The organism is Pseudomonas sp. TWP3-1 (genome assembly GCF_049896625.1).
In the GTDB taxonomy this organism is placed as follows: Bacteria; Pseudomonadota; Gammaproteobacteria; order Pseudomonadales; family Pseudomonadaceae; genus Aquipseudomonas.
Window position 1 is genome coordinate 249,131 of sequence record NZ_JAFCUQ010000007.1, and the last position, 18,876, is coordinate 268,006.

The following is an 18,876-nucleotide window of genomic DNA, read 5'->3' on the forward strand; positions in this document are numbered from 1 at the left end:
CGTTTCGGGAGGGTTAGGGTGAGGGGCTCTTGGGCTTTTGAGGGCCCAAACCCATCACACCGTATGCAGATACCAGTTGTACTCAAGGTCAGAAATCGAGTTCTCGAACTCGGCCAACTCGCTCTCTTTGCACGCGACAAACACGTCGATGTACAGCGGGTCGATGTAGCGGGCCATGACTTCGCTGTCGTCCAGTTCGCGCAATGCGTCGCGCAGGTTGTTCGGCAGGCTCTGTTCGTTCTGCTCGTAGCTGTTGCCTTCAACCGGAGCGCCCGGTTCGATCTGGTTGGTCAGACCGTGGTGAATACCGGCCAGCACCGAAGCCATCAGCAGATACGGGTTGGCATCCGCGCCGGCAACGCGGTGCTCGATGCGCACGGCGTCGGCAGAACCGGTCGGCACACGGATCGCCACAGTGCGGTTGTCGATGCCCCAGCACGGCGAGTTCGGCACGTAAAACTGCGCGCCGAAGCGGCGGTACGAGTTGACGTTCGGGCACAGGAAAGCCATCTGCGCAGGAAGGGTCTCGAGCACACCGCCGATCGCGTGACGCAGTGCGGCGTTCTGCTCGGGCTCCTCACTGGCGAAGATGTTGTTGCCTTCTTTATCCAGAATCGAAATGTGCACGTGCAGACCGTTACCCGCCTGACCCGGATACGGCTTGGCCATGAAGGTGGTGTCCATCTCGTGGTCGTAGGCGATGTTCTTCACCAGACGCTTGAGCAGCACCGCGTAATCGCAGGCTTTTATAGGATCGGAGACGTGGTGCAGGTTGACTTCGAACTGCGCCGGGGCGCTTTCCTTGACGATGGCGTCGGCGGGGATGCCCTGCTCTTTCGCGCCCTCGAGGATGTCTTGCAGGCAGTCGACGTATTCGTCGAGGTCGTCGATCAGATACACCTGCGTCGATACCGGACGCTTGCCGGAAACCGGCGAACGTGGCGACTGCGGGCGGCCGTTCACGTTGTCCTGGTCGATCAGGTAGAACTCCAGTTCGAACGCCGCACAAATGGTCAGACCGAGGTCGTCGAACTTGCGCACCACATTGGCCAACACTTCACGCGGGTCAGCGAAGAATGGCTGGCCTTCGATTTCGTGCATGGTCATCAGCAATTGGGCGGTCGGGCGTTTCTGCCACGGCTCGATGCTGAGGGTGCCGGGAATCGGGTAGCAGATCCGGTCGGCGTCGCCGATGTCCAGACCCAGACCGGTGCTTTCCACCGTGGAGCCATTGATGTCGAGGGCGAAGAGCGAGGCCGGCAGGTTGATGCCTTTCTCGTAAACCTTATGAAGACTGGTGCGTTCGATGCGCTTGCCGCGCACCACACCGTTCATATCCGCAATCAGAAGGTCGACGTACAAAACCTCAGGATATTTCTTAAGGAATGCGTTTGCTTCGTTGAGTTGAACGGTACGCAGAGGGACCGACATGATGCACCTATTTAGCTGTTAATTATTATGTTCACTGCTGTTTCGCCGAGCCAGTCAATCCGAAAGGCAAAGTGAAGTCAATAGCGAACACCTGGCCGCTCAGCGTTTATTTTCAGGGGCTTTCAGGGCACTTGCGTGCCAGACCAGACGCCAAAGGCCCGAGAATCATGAAGATTTGATGAATGGCGTTTAGAATTTTTTACATGGCAGTTGTTAATTAAAATCAACGAGGCTAAGCTCCGGAAAAGCTCGTTCAAGTGTCAAACTTCGAGGTGAATAAAAATGGCATTCAAGCCATTGATCGGCGTTACTGCGTGCGTCAAACAGATTGGCCTGCACCCCTACCACGTCAGCGGCGACAAGTACTTGCGTGCTGTCAGCGTCGCGGCTTTGGGGTTGCCAGTGGTCATTCCTTCTCTTGGCACTCAGACTGAAATCGATGACCTGCTCGGTCAGCTCGACGGTCTGCTGCTGACCGGCTCACCGTCCAATGTGGAACCTTTCCACTATCAAGGCCCGGCCAGCGCTCCCGGCACGGATCACGATCCGGCGCGGGATGCCACGACCCTTCCTTTATTACGTGCAGCGATTGCGGCGGGCGTTCCGGTGCTGGGTATTTGCCGCGGCTTCCAGGAAATGAATGTGGCGTTCGGCGGCAGCCTTCATCAGAAGGTGCATGAGTTGCCGGGCATGCTCGATCACCGCGAGGCCGATAGCCCGGATGTCGCCGTGCAGTACGCCCCGGCGCATGCCGTGACCGTGCTCGGCGGTGGCGTATTCCAAGCGCTGGAGTTGCCCGGAGAATTTCAGGTCAATTCGATTCATAGCCAGGGCATCGACCGCCTCGCCCCCGGCCTGCGCGCCGAGGCCGTCGCGCCGGATGGCTTGATCGAGGCGATCTCGGTCGAACACAGCGCGACCTTCGCCGTCGGTGTGCAATGGCACCCGGAATGGCAAGTGCTGGACAACCCGAACTACCTGAAGATTTTCCAGGCATTCGGTGCGGCCTGCCGGCAACGCGCGGTGCAGCGTAACCAGCGCTGACCATCCCAAGAATCACCTGACGATTTACTGCCCCACGCATGACGGGTGTGCCTTTGCGCATCCGGCATCCGTGAAAAACAACACCCGTAATAACAACAAGTACGACCCAGGCAGCCAGGACGGCGGCGCCGACCAAGCCGGATCGGCAGGAATGTTGTCAGTCGAATCAATGCAAAACCCTGTGGGAGCTGGCTTGCCAGCGATGAGGCCGTCACCTTCAACATAAAGGGTGACTACTCGACCGCCATCGCTGGCAAGCCAGCTCCCACAGGGGTATGCGATCCGACACAAATGTCCTGCCGCTCTGCAATCCACTCTTAAGCCAGGCCACGTTGGCCCGGCGACTGAAACCTGTTGGGAGTTTCACATGGCAAACGCCTCCAGCACATACAGGAAGGCTCTTGAAGGTCAGCAGCAACCGAAAAAGGTGCTGTTGAAAGTCGATCGAGTCACCAAGAAATTCGACGAAACCATCGCAGTGGACGACGTGTCCCTGGAGATCAAGCAAGGCGAAATCTTCGCCTTGCTCGGCGGCTCCGGTTCGGGCAAATCGACCCTCCTGCGCATGCTCGCCGGTTTCGAGCGCCCGACTGACGGACGCATCTTCCTCGACGGTGTGGACATCACCGACATGCCGCCGTACGAGCGGCCGATCAACATGATGTTCCAGTCCTACGCCTTGTTCCCGCACATGACCGTGGCGCAGAACATTGCCTTCGGCCTCAAGCAGGACCGTTTGCCCGCCAGTGAAATCGACGCGCGCGTTGAAGAGATGCTGCGTCTGGTGCACATGACCCAATACGCCAAGCGCCGCCCGCATCAACTGTCCGGCGGTCAGCGTCAGCGCGTCGCCCTCGCCCGCTCACTGGCCAAGCGCCCCAAGCTGTTGCTGCTCGACGAACCCATGGGCGCGCTGGATAAAAAACTCCGCTCGCAGATGCAACTGGAACTGGTGGAAATCATCGAACGCGTGGGCGTGACTTGCGTGATGGTGACCCACGACCAGGAAGAGGCCATGACCATGGCCGAGCGCATCGCGATCATGCACCTCGGTTGGATCGCGCAGATCGGCAGCCCGGTCGACATCTATGAAGCACCGGTCAGCCGCATGGTCTGCGAATTCATCGGCAACGTGAATGCCTTCGACGGCACCGTGGTCGAGGACCTTGAAGGCCACGCGATCATTCACTGCCCGGATTTGCAGCAGAAAATCTACGTCGGTCATGGCGTCAGCACTTCGGTGCAGGACAAGTCGATCACCTACGCGATCCGCCCGGAAAAAATGCTCGTCAGCACCGTCAAACCCGAGACCCGCTACAACTGGTCCGAAGGCAAAGTGCATGACATCGCCTACCTCGGCGGCCACTCGGTGTTTTACGTGCAATTGCCGAGCGGCAAGATCGTCCAGTCGTTCATGGCCAACGCCGAACGCCGTGGCGCGCGGCCGACCTGGGACGATCAGGTTTACGTCTGGTGGGAAGATGACAGCGGCGTGGTACTGCGCTCATGAGAACCTTCAATCAGCAATTCCTGCGCCTGGTGCCCAGCGGGCGAAAACTGGTGATCGGCATTCCGTTCATCTGGCTGTTCCTGTTCTTCATGCTGCCGTTCTTTCTGGTGATGAAGATCAGCTTCTCGGAAGCCGCGCTGTCGATCCCGCCCTACTCGGAGATCTACACCTTCGCCGAGCAGAAATTCCAGCTGCTGCTGAACATCGGCAACTACACGATGCTTGGCGAAGATGAGCTGTACCTCTCGGCGTATATAGGTTCGTTGAAGGTCGCGGCGCTGAGCACCCTGATGTGTCTGGTACTCGGTTTCCCGATGGCCTACGCGATCACCAAGGCCAACAAGGAAACGCAAAACGTCCTGCTGCTGTTGATCATGATGCCGACCTGGACTGCGATCCTGATCCGCGTTTATGCGTGGATGGGCATCCTCAGCAACAACGGTTTGCTCAACGGCTTTTTGATGTGGACCGGGCTGACCGATCACCCGATCGAGATCCTCAACACCAACACGGCCGTCTATATAGGTGTCGTGTATGCCTATCTGCCGTTCATGGTATTGCCGCTGTATGCCAACCTGGTGAAACACGATGGCAGCCTGCTGGAAGCAGCGCAGGATCTGGGTTCGAGCAACTTCAACAACTTCTGGAAAATTACCGTGCCGCTGGCCAAGAACGGCATCATCGCCGGTTGCATGCTGGTGTTCATTCCGGTGGTCGGTGAGTTCGTGATTCCGGAACTGCTGGGTGGCCCGGAGACGCTGATGATCGGGCGTGTGCTGTGGCAAGAGTTCTTCAATAACCGCGACTGGCCGGTGGCGTCCGCGCTGGCGGTGGTGATGCTGTTGATCCTGATTGTGCCGATTCTGCTGTTCAACCGCAGCCAGGCCAAAGAGATGGAGGCACGGGGATGAAACGCTTCGGATTTTCCAAGTTCATGTTGATCTTCGGTTTGATGTTTATTTATCTGCCGATGCTGATTCTGGTGATCTACTCGTTCAACGCATCCAAACTGGTGACGGTGTGGGGCGGCTGGTCGCTGAAGTGGTACGTCGGCCTGCTCGACAACACGCAACTGATGGGCTCGGTGGTGCGCTCGCTGGAAATCGCCTGCTACACCGCGATTGCCGCTGTGGCGTTGGGCACCCTCGCCGCGTTCGTGCTGACCCGCGTCACGCGCTTCAAGGGTCGCACGCTGTTTGGTGGCCTGGTCACCGCGCCGCTGGTGATGCCTGAGGTGATTACCGGTCTGTCGCTGCTGCTGCTGTTTGTGGCGATGGCGCAGTTGATCGGCTGGCCGCAGGAGCGTGGCATCGTCACGATCTGGATCGCCCACACCACATTCTGCGCGGCTTATGTGGCGGTGGTCGTCTCCGCCCGTTTGCGTGAACTGGATCTGTCGATCGAAGAAGCCGCGATGGATCTCGGGGCGAAGCCGTTCAAGGTGTTTTTCCTGATCACCATTCCGATGATCGCGCCGTCGCTGGCAGCGGGCGGGATGATGTCGTTTGCCTTGTCGCTGGATGATCTGGTGTTGGCGAGCTTCGTGTCCGGACCGGGTTCGACGACCTTGCCGATGGAAGTGTTCTCGGCGGTGCGTCTGGGCGTGAAGCCTGAGATCAACGCGGTGGCCAGTCTGATTCTGCTGGCGGTGTCGCTGGTGACGTTCCTGGTCTGGTACTTCGGCCGCAGGGCAGAAGCCAACCGTAAACGGGCGATTCAGGAAGCGATGGACCAGACGGCGAACGAGTCGTGGCAACAGCCGCAACGTGCCGCCGCTGCTTAAGTAATGGCGACTGGAACTGTGGCGAGGGAGCTTGCTCCCGCTGGGCTGCGCAGCGGCCCCAAAAAGCTTGTGAGCGCTGCGCACTCAAGCGGGAGCAAGCTCCCTCGCCACAGAAGCCCCCTCGCCACAGGTTCTATGCATACCAGCTTGTGTTTTTGAATAAAAAGAATGGAGTTGTACCGATGAAAATGTTTGGCAGGACTCTGCTCACACTGTCCTTAGTGGGCGCAATCGCCACGGGCGTCCAGGCCAACGACAAGGTGCTGCGCGTTTACAACTGGTCGGACTACATCGCCCCGGACACCGTCAAGAAGTTCGAAGACGAGACCGGGATTCGCGTGACCTACGACGTGTTCGACAGCAACGAAACCCTGGAAGCACGCCTGCTGGCGGGCAAATCCGGCTATGACCTGGTGGTGCCGTCCAACAGTTTTCTGGCCAAGCAGATCAAGGCCGGGGTCTATCAGACGCTGGACAAATCCAAACTGCCAAACTGGAAAAACCTCAACCCGGTGCTGCTGAAAAACGCCGCTGCCAGCGATCCGGATAACGCCCATGCGTTCCCGTACATGTGGGGTTCGATCGGCATCGGCTTCAACCCGGCCAAGGTCAAGGAAGTGCTTGGCGCCAATGCCCCGACCAACTCCTGGGACCTGCTGTTCAAACCGGAAAACGCCGAGAAGCTTAAAGCCTGTGGCATCAGCTTCCTCGATTCGCCGACCGAAATGATCCCGGCCGCCCTGCACTATCTGGGTTACCCGGTGAACGACAAGGACACCGCGCACATCAAGGAAGCCGAAGCGCTGTTCATGAAGATCCGCCCGAACGTGGCGTATTTCCATTCCTCGAAGTACATCTCCGATCTGGCCAACGGCAACATCTGTGTGGCGGTCGGTTACTCCGGTGACGTATTGCAAGCCAAGGCGCGCGCAGTCGAATCGGGGAATAACGTGAAGATCGATTACAGCATTCCCAAAGAAGGCGCCGGCAGTTTCTACGACATGGTCGCCATCCCGCGCGATGCGGCCAACGTCGACAACGCTTACCTGTTCATGGACTTCCTGATGCGCCCGGACATCATTGCCGAAATCACCAACAGCAACGGCTACAGCAACGCCAATTCGGCGGCTACGCCATTGGTCGATGAAGCGATTCGCAACGACCCGGGTTCGTACCCGTCGCAAGCGGTGATGGCGACGTTGTATGCGGTGCCTGACCAGCCGATTGCCACGCAGCGGATCATGACGCGTGGCTGGACCCGCGTAAAACTCGGTAAGTAACCCCGGCTGATTGAACATTGTGACGACACCGATAAACCTGTGGGAGCTGGCTTGCCAGCGATGGCGGTGAGTCAGTCACCAACTATGTTGAAGGTGATGACCTCATCGCGGGCAAGTCGAATCGTCGAACCGCCGCTCCCACAGGGTTTTAGGTAATTCAAAATTTTCTAGTTTTCCCGTTCACGCAGCGCCTTACCACCGCTGCACCCTGCATATGAACGGCCTCACCTGGCTCCCTCGGCTCAGGTGAATTCAGGCGCCCTCGGGCGCCTTTTTTTGTGGCTTCAGATCAGCGGCCAATCCGCCAGTGTGCGATAGCGGCCCTTGTGCGATTCGAACAGGGCAAAGCGTTCAGCGTGCAGAAAAAACTCCGGCGGCGTGGCAGATTCCGGCTCTTGCGCGCGAAAGTCGCGAGCCAGCGTCAGATGCGGGCGATACTCGCGATTCGCCTCTTCAAAACCAAACGGCAACATCGCCTGCTCCAGCGCATACACCAAACGCAGCAACCCCGGCGGTGCCTGTTCGGGCGCCAGCGCCAACACGCCCGCGCGGTGCCAGACCTGCAAGCGATCCAGCGAAATCTTCAGCGCTTCGCCCGGCGTACTCACCTTGGATGCAGCGTCGCAAACGCCGGCAACCTGCGCCAATGGCACGTCACCGAGAAACAGCAACGTCAGATGAAAGTTATCCGCTGGCACTGGTTTGCCGGTGCGCAGGCCCAACTCGCTACGCCACTGCGCAATGGCTTTGCGCTGCGCTGGCGGACAGTCCAATGCAAAAAACAGCCTTTTCCCTGTGTCATCGGTCATGGCGCTCTCTCCTTCACTCGTCATGTCTGGCGAATTCTACACGGCCATTTCTGGCGACCCGTGACACGAGGGTTATAGTTGATGGATTGCCAAGCAACCGGAGGCCGTGATGCGCGAGATCCTCAGCAAAGAACCGTGGTGGGCGCGACCGCCGCATCCCGGGCAGGATGAACAGGAGCTGGAATGGGGCTGGCTGGTGCACTACAGCGAGGGCGAGCCGCGTTTCGAATTCGTGCAGGAGCGGCCGACGGACGAAGAAATCCGCCAGCGTAAAAGCTGCCGGATCACCCCGTCGGCAGAGTGACCACAAAACCTGTAGGAGCCAGCCTGCTGGCGATGGCGGTGGGTCAGTCGATGAAGATGTTGCGGGTTTAGGGATCGACCTGCTGGGTAGTCGTCTCCGGCGGCCGCCATTCGACACGATTGCTGCCCAGCCCGACCGACGGCTCATCCCTCCCGCCAAGATTGCCTTCCACCTGCCCGGCGATGTGCAGCGTGCCGGCCATGACACCGGTGGTCGGGTTCTGCACCAGTTTCAACCAGGCCTTGTCGAAGGTATTGCCCAGGCTGCTGCGGATCAGCGCTTCGCTGTCCGGGCGATCGCTGGCCTGGATGATCGCGCGAATGCCGATCACGCCCACCGAGATCAACGCACCGGCGAGTTTCCCCGCTGCTGCCGCCACCGCACTGGCGGCACCGCGCGGGGCCATCTCGGCCTCGATGCGCTTGCTTGCGCGTTTGGCCACCGGGGCCATCGCAGACTCAGTCGAGCCAACGCCTTTGGAACCGCCATCGGTGTGAATCTTGTCGATCAGCGCGGCGTAGGCCGGCAAGGTATTCAGCGGTTCAGTGCTGACAATCTGATACAGCGAGGCATTGCGCGCAGCAGGCGGCCCCAGCGCGATGGCCGGGACTTTCTGTAAGCGTCCATTGAGTTGCGCGACCGGCACACGGTGACGCTGGGCGATGAGCGGCATCTGCTGCGCCATCAACTGCGCGTAATACCCCGTCGCCTGGCTGAGGATCGCATCCGGATCGATTTCCACCGCCACTGGCGCCAAGACCTTTTCCTGATACTTCTCAAGCAGATAGGCGGCCAGTCGCTTCTCCGAGGCATCTTGCTCGCCGCTGGCGCTGATGGTGTACCAGCTGACTTTCACCGACAACCATTCCTGGGTCCAGTAGCTGCTGAACCACGGGATGAAATTTTCTTCAGTTTGCTGATAGACCCGAGTGCGCCAATGTTCCATCGAACCCCGGGCGAACAGCTTGACCTGCTCGGTGGCTTGCTGGGAGGCGCTGACGATTTCACGGTCGATCTGCTGCCAGGTGGCGGGCGAAACGAACACTGCTGGCGCGGTTACTGGGGCCCGCGCGGTGGTCGCGCAGCCAGCCAGCAAAAACATTGCGGCGACGATCAGCGCACGCAGGTTCACGGTGGCGGTTTCCTTTGGTGGCTCGGGTTTGGAGGTGATGATTTGAGTATAGGTGGGTCAGTTCAGAGTGATGCCGGATGTGCCGGCCTCATCGCTGGCAAGCCAGCTCCCACAGGGTTCAGTGGTGTTGCCAAATTATGGGTTCAACACAAATCCCTGTGGGAGCTGCGGTGCGACGATTCGACTTGCCAGCGATGAGGCCCGCGAATCCAACACAAATCCCGACCATCACTGGCGTCGATATTCACCATCGCGACGATTGCCTTCCGCGCTCAAACCCGCTGGCGCAGGATGCAGCTCATCCGAGACACACAACGAGGCCTTCACATCATGATCACTACCGTCACCCTCGCCGTGAGCTTTCCGGTATTTGGCAGCAACTACTACGACCAGCAAGTCGTGTCGCGCAAAACCGCAGCATTGCTGTTCAACGAAGATTTCGAAGACCTGCTGATGCCCGCCGCGAGCAATCACTTCAGTAACGAAGTGGTCGGCATCAACGATCAGTTCCGCTTTCTGAGCGACATTCTCGCCACCCATTTGCTGGATCTAGAGGCTGCGAAGCCTGCGCGTTCCCGCGTCCGGGCGAGCGCTCACTTTTAAAGCCTGAGGGCGTTGCCATTGCGGCAACGCCCTCCTCGTTCAATCAGTCATCATCGCGGTCACGGCGATAACGACGCCCGTCGCGGCGGTCGTCATCGCGGTCATCCCAGCGACTGTCGCGGCGATCCTGATCCTGATAGCGGCCATGATCTCGGTCGTAGTGGCGACCATGGCGATGGTCATCATCAAAGTCGGCTACACAGCCGCCCAGCAGCACGGCAGCGGAAACGGTCAGCAGCAAAGTGGTTGCGCGCTTCATTCAGAACATCCCTAAAACCAAAGTCTTGACGACGGAAACGGCCAGCGCTGCCCCCGCCCTGGAGACGGAGTGCGCACAGCCGCAGATACGACCGGGTAAAAGACCGATGATTCACTGACCGCCGATAGCCGTTCGTCACTTCCAATCGATTGTGCAAACGAATACTCGCCGTTACGCAAATGGCCGTCGCGCCAATTGCCGCAGAGGCCACATCTCAAACTGATTCATGAACAAACCGCATAACTCTATAGCTCAAATCCGCAAAAACCTTTTCCTCTCTCCGGCGGTCACTCCTAGAACGAGACTGGCATGCATGCCGGCACGCCTGAGCGGGTCCTGTGAACCCTGCCGCCCTGATTGAGAGGAATTGCAGCAATGGACAACCGTGAGCCGTTAACCCTATCCCGACGACAATTTCTGATTATCGGCGCCGTCACCGCGACGGCGTTCGCCATGCCGCCGTTCATCAGCCTCAAAGCCTACGCCGCCAATCTGGAGCAACCGTCCATGAGCAAAGTCAGCCTGCAAGTCAACGGCAAGGCGCAGGCGCTGGAGGTCGATAATCGCACCACCCTGCTCGACGCACTGCGCGAACACCTGCACCTGACCGGCACCAAGAAAGGCTGCGACCACGGCCAGTGCGGTGCGTGCACGGTGATCGCCGATGGCCGACGGATCAATTCCTGCCTGAGCCTGGCGGTGATGCACCAAGGCTCGGAGATCACCACCATCGAAGGCCTCGGCATGCCTGACAAATTGCATCCGATGCAGGCCGCGTTCATCAAGCACGACGGTTACCAGTGCGGCTATTGCACGCCGGGGCAGATCTGCTCGGCGGTGGCCGTATTGCAGGAAATTCGTGACGGCATACCGAGCCACGTCAGCCCGAGTCTGACCGACTCGCCGCAATTGATCGCCAGTGAATTTCAGGAACGCATGAGCGGCAATATCTGCCGTTGCGGTGCGTACTCGAACATCATCGAAGCGATCAGCGAAGTCGCGGAGGTGCCGGCATGAGACCGTTCAATTACAGCCGCGCCGACTCCCCTGCTGCCGCTGCTGCGCAAGCCGCGCAATTTGAGGGCGCAAAGTTCATTGCCGGCGGCACCAATCTGCTGGACCTGATGAAGCTCGACATCGAAACGCCGCTGCATCTGATCGACGTTAATCACCTGGGACTCGATCAAATCGAAGCCACGCCCGAGGGCGGCTTACGCATCGGCGCGCTGGTGCGCAATACCGATCTGGCGGCCGATGCGCGCGTCAGAAAAGACTACGCACTGCTGTCCCGCGCCCTGCTCGCCGGCGCTTCCGGTCAGTTACGCAACATGGCGACCACCGCCGGCAACCTGCTGCAACGCACGCGCTGCCCGTATTTCTACGACACGAACCAGGCTTGCAACAAACGCAATCCCGGCAGCGGCTGCTCGGCGATTGGCGGCGTCACTCGGCAGTTGGGGATCATCGGTGTCAGCGACGCGTGCATCGCCACGCACCCGAGCGATATGGCGATTGCCATGCGCGCGCTGGATGCTCAGATTGAAACGGTCAAAGCGGATGGCAGCACACGCAGCATCGCCATCGCTGATTTTCATCTGTTGCCGGGCAATACGCCGAACATCGAAACCAGCCTGACGCCGGGCGAGATGATCACCGCAGTCACCCTGCCCGCGCCACTGGGCGGCACCCACGTCTATCACAAGGTGCGGGACCGGGCGTCGTACGCTTTTGCACTGGTGTCGGTCGGCGTGATCTTGCAGAAGGATGGCAGCGCGCGTATCGCCGTCGGTGGCATCGCCCCCAAACCTTGGCGTGTGGAAGCCGCCGAGGCACTGGTGCCGCAAGGCGCCAAAGCGGTCAGCGCGAAGCTGCTCGAAGGCGCCACGCCGACTGACGACAACCAATTCAAAGTGACCCTGGTCGAACGCACGCTCGCCTCGGTGCTGGCCCAAGCGAGGGACGAAGCATGAAATTCGACACGCCCGCCACCACCAATCCGATTGACCAGTTGAGAGTCATCGGCAAGCCCACCGACCGCATCGAAGGCAAGCTGAAGACGTGCGGTCAGGCGCCTTACGCCTATGAACAACACGACGCGGTGGCCAATCAGGCCTACGGTTTCATGGTCGGTTCAGCCATCGCGAAGGGGCGCATTACCCATATCAATCTCGACGACGCCAAGGCTGCGCCAGGAGTACTGGCCATCGTCACCGCCGCGAATGCCGGCAAACTCGGCAAGGGCAAATACAATGCGGCGCACCTGCTGGCCGGGCCTGAAGTGCAGCACTATCACCAGGCCGTGGCGCTTGTAGTCGCCGAGACTTTCGAACAGGCGCGAGCCGCCGCGCAATTGGTGAAAGTCGATTACCAGACTGCCAAAGGCGAGTTTGATCTGGCCAGCGTGCGCGATCAGGGCGTCGAGCCGAAAGAAGACTTACCCGATGTCAGCCATGGCGATTTTGCCGGTGCTTTCGCTGCCGCGCCGGTGCAATTCGATCAGACTTACACCACGCCGGATCAGTCCCACGCGATGATGGAGCCGCACGCAACATTGGCCGCGTGGGAAGGCGATCAACTGACGCTGTGGACTTCAAACCAGATGATCGGCTGGAGCGTCGATGACGTCGCCGAAACGCTGGGCCTGCCCAAGGAAAAGGTGCGGCTGATTTCGCCGTACATCGGTGGCGGCTTCGGCGGCAAACTGTTTATCCGTGCCGACTCGATTCTCGCGGCCCTCGGCGCACGGCTGGCCGGGCGTCCGGTCAAAGTCGCCCTCGCCCGTCCGCAGATCGCCAACAACACCACCCACCGCCCCGCCACGATTCAGCGGATTCGCATGGGCGCGACGGCGGACGGCAAACTCACCGCCATCGCCCACGAAGGCTGGTCGGGCAATCTCGCCGAGGGCAAAGTCGAGGTCGCCGCGCAGCCGAGCCAGTTGCTCTATGCAGCGCAAAATCGACTGGTCACCATGCGCCTTGCGCCACTGGATTTGCCCGAGGGCAATGCAATGCGCGCACCCGGCGAAACACCTGGCTTGATGGTGCTGGAAATCGCCATGGACGAGATGGCCGAGAAGCTCAAACTCGATCCGGTCGAGTTCCGCATCCTCAACGACACGCAGGTCGATCCGGTGAAAACCGAGCGGCCGTTCTCGCAGCGGCAACTGATCAAATGCCTGCAAACCGGCGCCGAGCATTTCGGCTGGGACAAGCGTAACGCACAACCTGGCACCCGCCGCGAGGGTCGCTGGCTGATCGGCATGGGCGTGGCGGCGGCGATACGCAATAACCTGCTGGTCAAATCCGGCGCACGGGTGCGATTGGAGCGCGATGGCAAGATCACCGTTGAAACCGACATGACCGATATCGGCACCGGCAGCTACACAATCATCGCCCAGACTGCCGCCGAAATGATGGGTGTGGGCATCGACGATGTGGTGGTGCGTCTGGGGGATTCGAACTTCCCTGTATCGGCAGGATCGGGCGGTCAGTTCGGCGCCAATTGCTCGACCGCCGGGGTCTACGCGGCGTGCGTGAAACTGCGCGAAGCGGTGGCCAGCAAGTTGGGGATGACCGACGGCGAAGTGGTTTTTGCCAATAGCCAAGTGCGTGCCGGGGGCAAGGCTTTACCGCTGCGCAACGCGGCCGAAAGCGGCGCGATAACCGTTGAGGACAGCATCGAATTCAGCGAGCTTGCCGACAAATATCAGCAATCGACCTTCGGCGCGCACTTCGTCGAAGTCGCCGTCGACGCCGCCACAGGTGAAGTCCGCGTGCGACGCATGTTGGCAGTGTGCGCGGCCGGGCGGATTCTCAACCCGAAAGCGGCACGCAGCCAGGTGATCGGCGCAATGACCATGGGCGTTGGCGCGGCACTCATGGAAGAGCTGGCGGTGGACAAGCGGCTGGGGTTTTTCGTCAACCATGACTTGGCCGGATATGAAGTGCCGGTGCATGCCGACATTCCGCATCAGGAGGTGATTTTCCTCGATGAGACAGATCCGATTTCTTCGCCGATGAAGGCTAAAGGCGTTGGAGAGTTGGGGATTTGCGGAGTGAGTGCGGCGGTGGCGAATGCGATTTACAACGCGACCGGGGCACGGGTGCGGGAGTATCCGATTACGCTGGATAAGGTGTTGGCGGCGTTGCCGGAGATGATCTGATCTGGCATTCGCGTAAAAGGTCAAAAGCCTTTAAGCCTAACCCTCCCGAAACGTCGGACCTGCGCCGACGTTTTTTTTCCATAGACCGGAAGATAGGTCATGATGCTTAGGATCTGGCTGTTATCCAAAGTTATAAACTGGTCTTTTGGACTTAAAGTTATTCATTATTTAACTGTGCTACTTTCGGCCAGCAAAAAGCCACCACTGCGAGCATCAGACTCAAGACAAACAACACTTGTGCTGCCCCAAGCAGAAAGTCAACATCAACGGTATTCCTCCCTCCTCCGGTTACAGCGCCTGCAATTCCGCCCATCCACAGCAAGGCACTGAATATCGAAACGGCGAAAACCACAGCCGATAATATTCCCAAAAATTTACGCATCGTGCTCATCCTGAATTAATTTAGTAGTTACGCATTGCTTAAATCGTGTACTGCGTACTCAAACGAGGTCATTCAATCTGTAGTGCACCTAATCAAATCACCACGGTCGGCACTGATCCCTCACTCATATTTCCGGTCTGCGATCCGGATGCTCAGCGTCAAAGCCTTGTTTGGGATGAGCGGGGAGCGGATGATCTTTCATCAGGTTAGGGAAACGCAACGCCGGGTTAGCCTCTAGCTGCTCCCATAGACCGGAATACAGTTCGTGTAGCTTAGGATCTGGCTGATATCCAAAGTTATAAATTGGTCGGGGGGTAGGTTCAAAGGCCCCTTTTAGATTATTTAATCCTGAAGAACTACCTAGCGATGCGGCGCGTTGATAATAGAATAATGCGAGAGGCATGTTTTCTTTAGAAATCTTATAGAATGCTGCCGTCTCTATAATAGCCTCTGGTGAATCCTGAGCACCGGCACATCGAAAATAGGGCTCAGCCATTAGTTCATCTTGTTTGTCTTTAGGTAATTGGAATGCAAAGTAATTTCCGATGCGCACCTGAGCCAACGGATTGCCCAATTGCGCTGCCTGGAACAGATAAGAGCTGGCCATCCGGTCCGACTTCAAAACTCCTCGTCCGTTTTCGGCAACCACGGCCCAGTTGTAATAACCTAGCGGAACTTTGAGTTTAACCATGCGTTCATAAAGATCCAGCATCTTGCTGGTGTCTTGCTCAACACCAGGTTGTCCAGGCCAACCCGTGCGGTAGAGCGCCGCCAGGTTGTGCATCGCCTTCCAATGATCTTTGGCAATAGCTTTTTCGTAGAGTCCGACGATGGTTATCCAGTCTTTGACGCCTCGCACCTTCTCCAACGCGCGGGCCTGTTGAAACCAACGCTCGGCTTCCGTATCCAGCGGCGGGTTGTGGTCTTTTTCGTAGGCACAGGTAAAGGTTGGATAAGCCATGGCCGGAGCTCCGCTCAACAAAAGTGAAAAAATGAGGGCACAAAGTGAGATGGCTTTAATCAATGGCCTTGGCATAAGGCGTCTCCACATCCCAAAAACGAGTTAAGTGCTCGATCAAAGGCTTGTTTTGGCTCTTTCTTTTCCAGTTTTCATCCATCACTTCGTTCCAATTTTTGAAATTAGCTGACGCATTACAGCGCCCCTTGTCATCGTTAATCGACTCACCGACATGCAACTTCCACAACTCCTCCCGCCAATGCTTGGCCAACTCGGCATCCGGTGCAGCCAGGCCCAACTCAGAGTCGGTATGCAGGCTGCGCGTGTTGATATTCGCAGAGCTGAGCAAACTGAATACATCGTCCACCACCAGCAATTTTGAGTGCACGTAGATGTCCCTGAAAAAAGCCTGCTCTCCCTCGGCTAACGTGCCTCCGGGTTCTGGAGTACAAGCAGTCAGAGTCGCGATGACGACCTTGAGGCCGGGTATGTCTTTCAAGGTGTAGGGTTTTTGATCGTCTTCCTCTGCCTGTTTCGGTTTTCCGAGCTCAGGAATATCTGTTGGTTTGAGACCGCCCATACGCTGTTCAACCTCAGGCGTGACACCCTTCTTTTCCAGCTCGGTAATCTCGCGTTTAAGTACTTCGGCTCGATTTAGCTGACCCCGCTGTACGTAGGGATCGTTGTGCGGGTTTGTTTCCAGATACGCCAGCTGGCTGCGTTTTCGCAACATATCTTCCACCAGGCTGCGCTGGGCCTGTGGCATCAGTTGCTCCTGACCCAGTTCCTGCAAAGTGGCATAGGTGGTACTGGAAAAACCCTTGTCGTTCGGGTTGTTGGTGACCACAAACAGGTACAAGTCCTTGTCTCTGCCCTTTGCGATATAAGCAGCCGCCAATTCACGCAACTGCTTGGCGAATGGCGGGTAGCGGAAATACTGATTTTCAAAATAAGCGTAGTTACGCACGTTGCCTAAAGCTTTGTGGTACAGCTCCAGAATGGAGGTCTCGGCACCTTCTTGCGGTTGCGTACGACAGATTTGCGCCATGGTTGAACCGGCGGCCCTGAAATTGTCCGGTTTGATGGCTTGGCGCTGATCGCGCAGGCCATCGACAAACCACTTTTTGACCCAAAAGGTTTCCCTATCCCACGCGGTGCTGAAGTTGTGGTTCAGATCATGCAGTGCAGGACCTTGGACTTTCATCGACAAATCCTGCCATGGACCGAAGCCCGGACTGCGCCGTGCGGCTTTGTCGTCATACAGATGCGCGCTGGTATCCCAGTAGTTGCGATGCATATTGTGACCCATGACGAAACCCACCGCGTTCGCAGTGTCTTCATAGTCCACCAACACCATTTTCTGGTGGTGGCTGCCAAACAGGGTCAAGAGCAACATATGCGCAAAATTGGTATCGGGTGCCTCCCCTTCCATCAATCGATAAAGGGTCGCCAAACGTCCTTTTTCATTACGCATCTGCGGCCCGCGGATGGCGGCATTCAGGGGTATTTCAGTGGAAAAGTCTCGGGTGCGAAACTCGACGTTCTGCATCTGCCCATCGTGGACGCGGCTGAACCACTCCCGCGTATATTCCTCATCCTGCGGGGAATATTTGGGCGCGCCCGAGCCTTTGAGTTTGTTGTAGCCCCCTTGCCCGTTCAGTTGTGATTCGATGTCGGCAAGCGCGCTCTGCAACTCACGTTCGCGTTGCTGATAGCGATAACCCGTACCGTAAGCAGGCAGTTGACCAGCGCGCAGTTTGGCCAGTTCATGCTGGTTAACGGTGCGGCGATACTCCAGTTGTTGGCGAGCCTGCACGGCGCTATCAGAAGTTGCGCTCCCTTTAGCCATGCCAGACCCCGCAGCAGTTCCGCCCGAGCCAGCCAGACCATCGCCAATGATGGTGTTCTCAACAAAATTGGCCAGCGGGTTTTTCCAGATCAGTACACGAGTCTTGACCCCATGGCGACCTCGCACATCGAGCAACTCACCGATGCGATCGCTGTCGGGTTTGAAACGCATCGCCGGGTCGAATCCCCAACTGATGATTTCGACACTCCTGGTCGCGGCCTGAATGGCGTCGTATACAGCGCCAAACGCCTTATCACCATTGATCAGAGGGGTGACATGTATGCCGGCACGTGGTGGGTAGAGCGCTTTCCTCGCGAACCAGTCCATGGTCAAGGAAGTGGACTTGTGTTCTTTAGGCGTCAATTGGATAACTTCTTTGCTGTAATCCGTCGTCATTCGATTGCTTCCTGCACTCAATGGCTCTTCGGCTTGCTGGCGGGGTTCAACTTAACGGCACGGTAGTCATCCGTCGAGCTCATCGCTTCGAGCTGATCGACGTGCGCGTGATAGTCGCGGTAACCCTGACGTGCCAGTTGTTGGTTCTGTGCCGCTGATTGGCTGCTTTCCTCTTTGGGTTCAATCTCGAAGCGATGGCCATTCACCAGTTCAACTGCATAAACCTGGGTGCCGGGGACGTGATCAAATCTGATTTTACCGTCGTCGCCCGTAAGACCTTGCTGAATCACGGCGCCATCGGCGAAAAGCGTATAGGGCTCATCTTCGTAACCGGGATGACCGGGTACAGCACTGATGGTTGCGCTGAGTTTATGGATAACTTCCGGCGCCGGTTGCGACTCGCCACGCTCCGGTACCTCACCGGCCTTGTCTGAAGCAGCGGGCAGCGGCACCAGCGGCAGGAGCGCGGCATTCCCGGTCCCGACACCCGCCGCACCTCCGGCATTCAACTTGATGACCGGCCCCACGACAGTGATGCCACCCGCATCAAGCTTGATGAACCTATCGCCGGCTTTCACGGTAAGTTCCGTACCTGCTTCGATAACCATATTCTGTCCGGCCTTGAGATGTATCTCTTTGCCAGCGCTGGTCAGTTGCGCCGTCCCAAGCTTCACATGCTGGTTCTGCCCAACCGTGAGGTGGTCATCCGAGCGTGCTTCGATCTTGCGGTCGGAAATCGTGGTGCGGTGTTCTTCAGCTTTGAGTTCGGTGTAAGTGTTCTTGATCACCGTGTCGTGGCGTTCGTTACCGACGCGGATTTTCTGATCGTGTTCAATGTTTTCGTCCCAGTCGCGCTGGGCGTGGATGTAGATTTGTTCGGCGCCTTTTTTGTCTTCGATGCGCAGTTCGTTGTAGCCGCCGCCACCCGGTGAGCTGAGGGTTTTGAAGACGCTGCGGGTTTTGTTCGCTGG

The 18,876-nt window shown here is 58.1% G+C and carries 18 protein-coding genes; 10 read left to right on the plus strand and 8 right to left on the minus strand.

Going from position 1 to position 18,876, the window contains the following annotated elements; translation table 11 throughout:
- Positions 1 to 54 precede the first annotated feature (54 nt).
- The gene (locus ACP7BN_RS12655) at positions 55 to 1,431 is read right to left on the minus strand and encodes a glutamine synthetase family protein (protein ID WP_420649450.1); all 1,377 of its coding nucleotides are present in this window, start codon (positions 1,429 to 1,431) and stop codon (positions 55 to 57) included.
- A 282-nt stretch (positions 1,432 to 1,713) separates the two neighbouring features.
- On the opposite strand from ACP7BN_RS12655, the gene ACP7BN_RS12660 reads away from it, so the two are divergent.
- The 5 genes from ACP7BN_RS12660 to ACP7BN_RS12680 all read left to right on the plus strand — a co-directional run bounded on the left by ACP7BN_RS12660 (position 1,714) and on the right by ACP7BN_RS12680 (position 7,048).
- On the plus strand, positions 1,714 to 2,475 hold the full coding sequence (locus ACP7BN_RS12660) for a gamma-glutamyl-gamma-aminobutyrate hydrolase family protein (RefSeq protein ID WP_426204482.1): 762 nt from the start codon (positions 1,714 to 1,716) through the stop codon (positions 2,473 to 2,475).
- Positions 2,476 to 2,842: 367 nt separating this feature from the next.
- Positions 2,843 to 3,985: a polyamine ABC transporter ATP-binding protein gene (gene potA / locus ACP7BN_RS12665; protein WP_426204483.1), complete on the plus strand. Its 1,143-nt coding sequence runs from the start codon at positions 2,843 to 2,845 to the stop codon at positions 3,983 to 3,985.
- Positions 3,982 to 4,896 (plus strand): ABC transporter permease subunit, encoded by a 915-nt coding sequence (locus tag ACP7BN_RS12670; protein ID WP_426204485.1) that lies wholly within the window; start codon positions 3,982 to 3,984, stop codon positions 4,894 to 4,896. Before potA ends, ACP7BN_RS12670 begins: the two co-directional genes overlap by 4 nt.
- Positions 4,893 to 5,768, plus strand: coding sequence for an ABC transporter permease subunit (locus ACP7BN_RS12675; protein WP_426204486.1), 876 nt, complete (start codon positions 4,893 to 4,895; stop codon positions 5,766 to 5,768). Before ACP7BN_RS12670 ends, ACP7BN_RS12675 begins: the two co-directional genes overlap by 4 nt.
- A gap of 182 nt (positions 5,769 to 5,950) precedes the next feature.
- The gene (locus ACP7BN_RS12680; RefSeq protein WP_426204488.1) at positions 5,951 to 7,048 is read left to right on the plus strand and encodes a polyamine ABC transporter substrate-binding protein; all 1,098 of its coding nucleotides are present in this window, start codon (positions 5,951 to 5,953) and stop codon (positions 7,046 to 7,048) included.
- Between the two features lie 284 nt (positions 7,049 to 7,332).
- Here ACP7BN_RS12680 and thpR read toward each other — a convergent pair whose 3' ends face one another.
- On the minus strand, positions 7,333 to 7,857 hold the full coding sequence (thpR, locus tag ACP7BN_RS12685; RefSeq protein WP_426204490.1) for an RNA 2',3'-cyclic phosphodiesterase: 525 nt from the start codon (positions 7,855 to 7,857) through the stop codon (positions 7,333 to 7,335).
- Positions 7,858 to 7,966: 109 nt separating this feature from the next.
- Here thpR and ACP7BN_RS12690 point away from each other — a divergent pair, with 109 nt between their 5' ends.
- On the plus strand, positions 7,967 to 8,161 hold the full coding sequence (locus ACP7BN_RS12690) for a hypothetical protein (RefSeq protein ID WP_426204492.1): 195 nt from the start codon (positions 7,967 to 7,969) through the stop codon (positions 8,159 to 8,161).
- Between the two features lie 67 nt (positions 8,162 to 8,228).
- On the opposite strand, the gene ACP7BN_RS12695 is transcribed toward ACP7BN_RS12690, so the two are convergent.
- Positions 8,229 to 9,293 carry a hypothetical protein gene (locus ACP7BN_RS12695; RefSeq protein ID WP_426204493.1) on the minus strand — a complete coding sequence of 355 codons (1,065 nt, stop codon included), beginning with the start codon at positions 9,291 to 9,293 and terminating at the stop codon, positions 8,229 to 8,231.
- 330 nt (positions 9,294 to 9,623) lie between these two features.
- Between ACP7BN_RS12695 and ACP7BN_RS12700 the strand changes: the two genes are divergently transcribed.
- Positions 9,624 to 9,896, plus strand: coding sequence for a hypothetical protein (locus ACP7BN_RS12700; RefSeq protein WP_426204495.1), 273 nt, complete (start codon positions 9,624 to 9,626; stop codon positions 9,894 to 9,896).
- 43 nt (positions 9,897 to 9,939) lie between these two features.
- On the opposite strand, the gene ACP7BN_RS12705 is transcribed toward ACP7BN_RS12700, so the two are convergent.
- Positions 9,940 to 10,155: a hypothetical protein gene (locus tag ACP7BN_RS12705; protein WP_426204497.1), complete on the minus strand. Its 216-nt coding sequence runs from the start codon at positions 10,153 to 10,155 to the stop codon at positions 9,940 to 9,942.
- A 375-nt stretch (positions 10,156 to 10,530) separates the two neighbouring features.
- Here ACP7BN_RS12705 and paoA point away from each other — a divergent pair, with 375 nt between their 5' ends.
- From paoA to paoC, 3 genes are read left to right on the plus strand one after another with little or no spacing between them, the layout of a single operon-like run.
- Positions 10,531 to 11,172: an aldehyde dehydrogenase iron-sulfur subunit PaoA gene (paoA, locus tag ACP7BN_RS12710; RefSeq protein ID WP_426204499.1), complete on the plus strand. Its 642-nt coding sequence runs from the start codon at positions 10,531 to 10,533 to the stop codon at positions 11,170 to 11,172.
- Positions 11,169 to 12,125 carry an FAD binding domain-containing protein gene (locus ACP7BN_RS12715; RefSeq protein ID WP_426204501.1) on the plus strand — a complete coding sequence of 319 codons (957 nt, stop codon included), beginning with the start codon at positions 11,169 to 11,171 and terminating at the stop codon, positions 12,123 to 12,125. The genes paoA and ACP7BN_RS12715 overlap by 4 nt, the downstream gene beginning before the upstream one ends.
- A complete protein-coding gene (paoC, locus tag ACP7BN_RS12720; protein WP_426204502.1) occupies positions 12,122 to 14,320 on the plus strand; it encodes an aldehyde oxidoreductase molybdenum-binding subunit PaoC in 2,199 nt (732 codons plus the stop codon). Before ACP7BN_RS12715 ends, paoC begins: the two co-directional genes overlap by 4 nt.
- Before the next feature lie 157 nt (positions 14,321 to 14,477).
- Here paoC and ACP7BN_RS12725 read toward each other — a convergent pair whose 3' ends face one another.
- The 4 genes from ACP7BN_RS12725 to ACP7BN_RS12740 form a co-directional block, all read right to left on the minus strand.
- A complete protein-coding gene (locus tag ACP7BN_RS12725; RefSeq protein ID WP_426204504.1) occupies positions 14,478 to 14,702 on the minus strand; it encodes a hypothetical protein in 225 nt (74 codons plus the stop codon).
- 124 nt (positions 14,703 to 14,826) lie between these two features.
- On the minus strand, positions 14,827 to 15,663 hold the full coding sequence (locus tag ACP7BN_RS12730; RefSeq protein WP_426204506.1) for a tetratricopeptide repeat protein: 837 nt from the start codon (positions 15,661 to 15,663) through the stop codon (positions 14,827 to 14,829).
- A 55-nt stretch (positions 15,664 to 15,718) separates the two neighbouring features.
- The gene (locus ACP7BN_RS12735) at positions 15,719 to 17,905 is read right to left on the minus strand and encodes a phospholipase D-like domain-containing protein (RefSeq protein WP_426204507.1); all 2,187 of its coding nucleotides are present in this window, start codon (positions 17,903 to 17,905) and stop codon (positions 15,719 to 15,721) included.
- A gap of 17 nt (positions 17,906 to 17,922) precedes the next feature.
- A partial coding sequence (locus ACP7BN_RS12740) for a bacteriophage T4 gp5 trimerisation domain-containing protein (protein WP_426204509.1) occupies positions 17,923 to 18,876 on the minus strand: 954 nt, incomplete at its 5' end.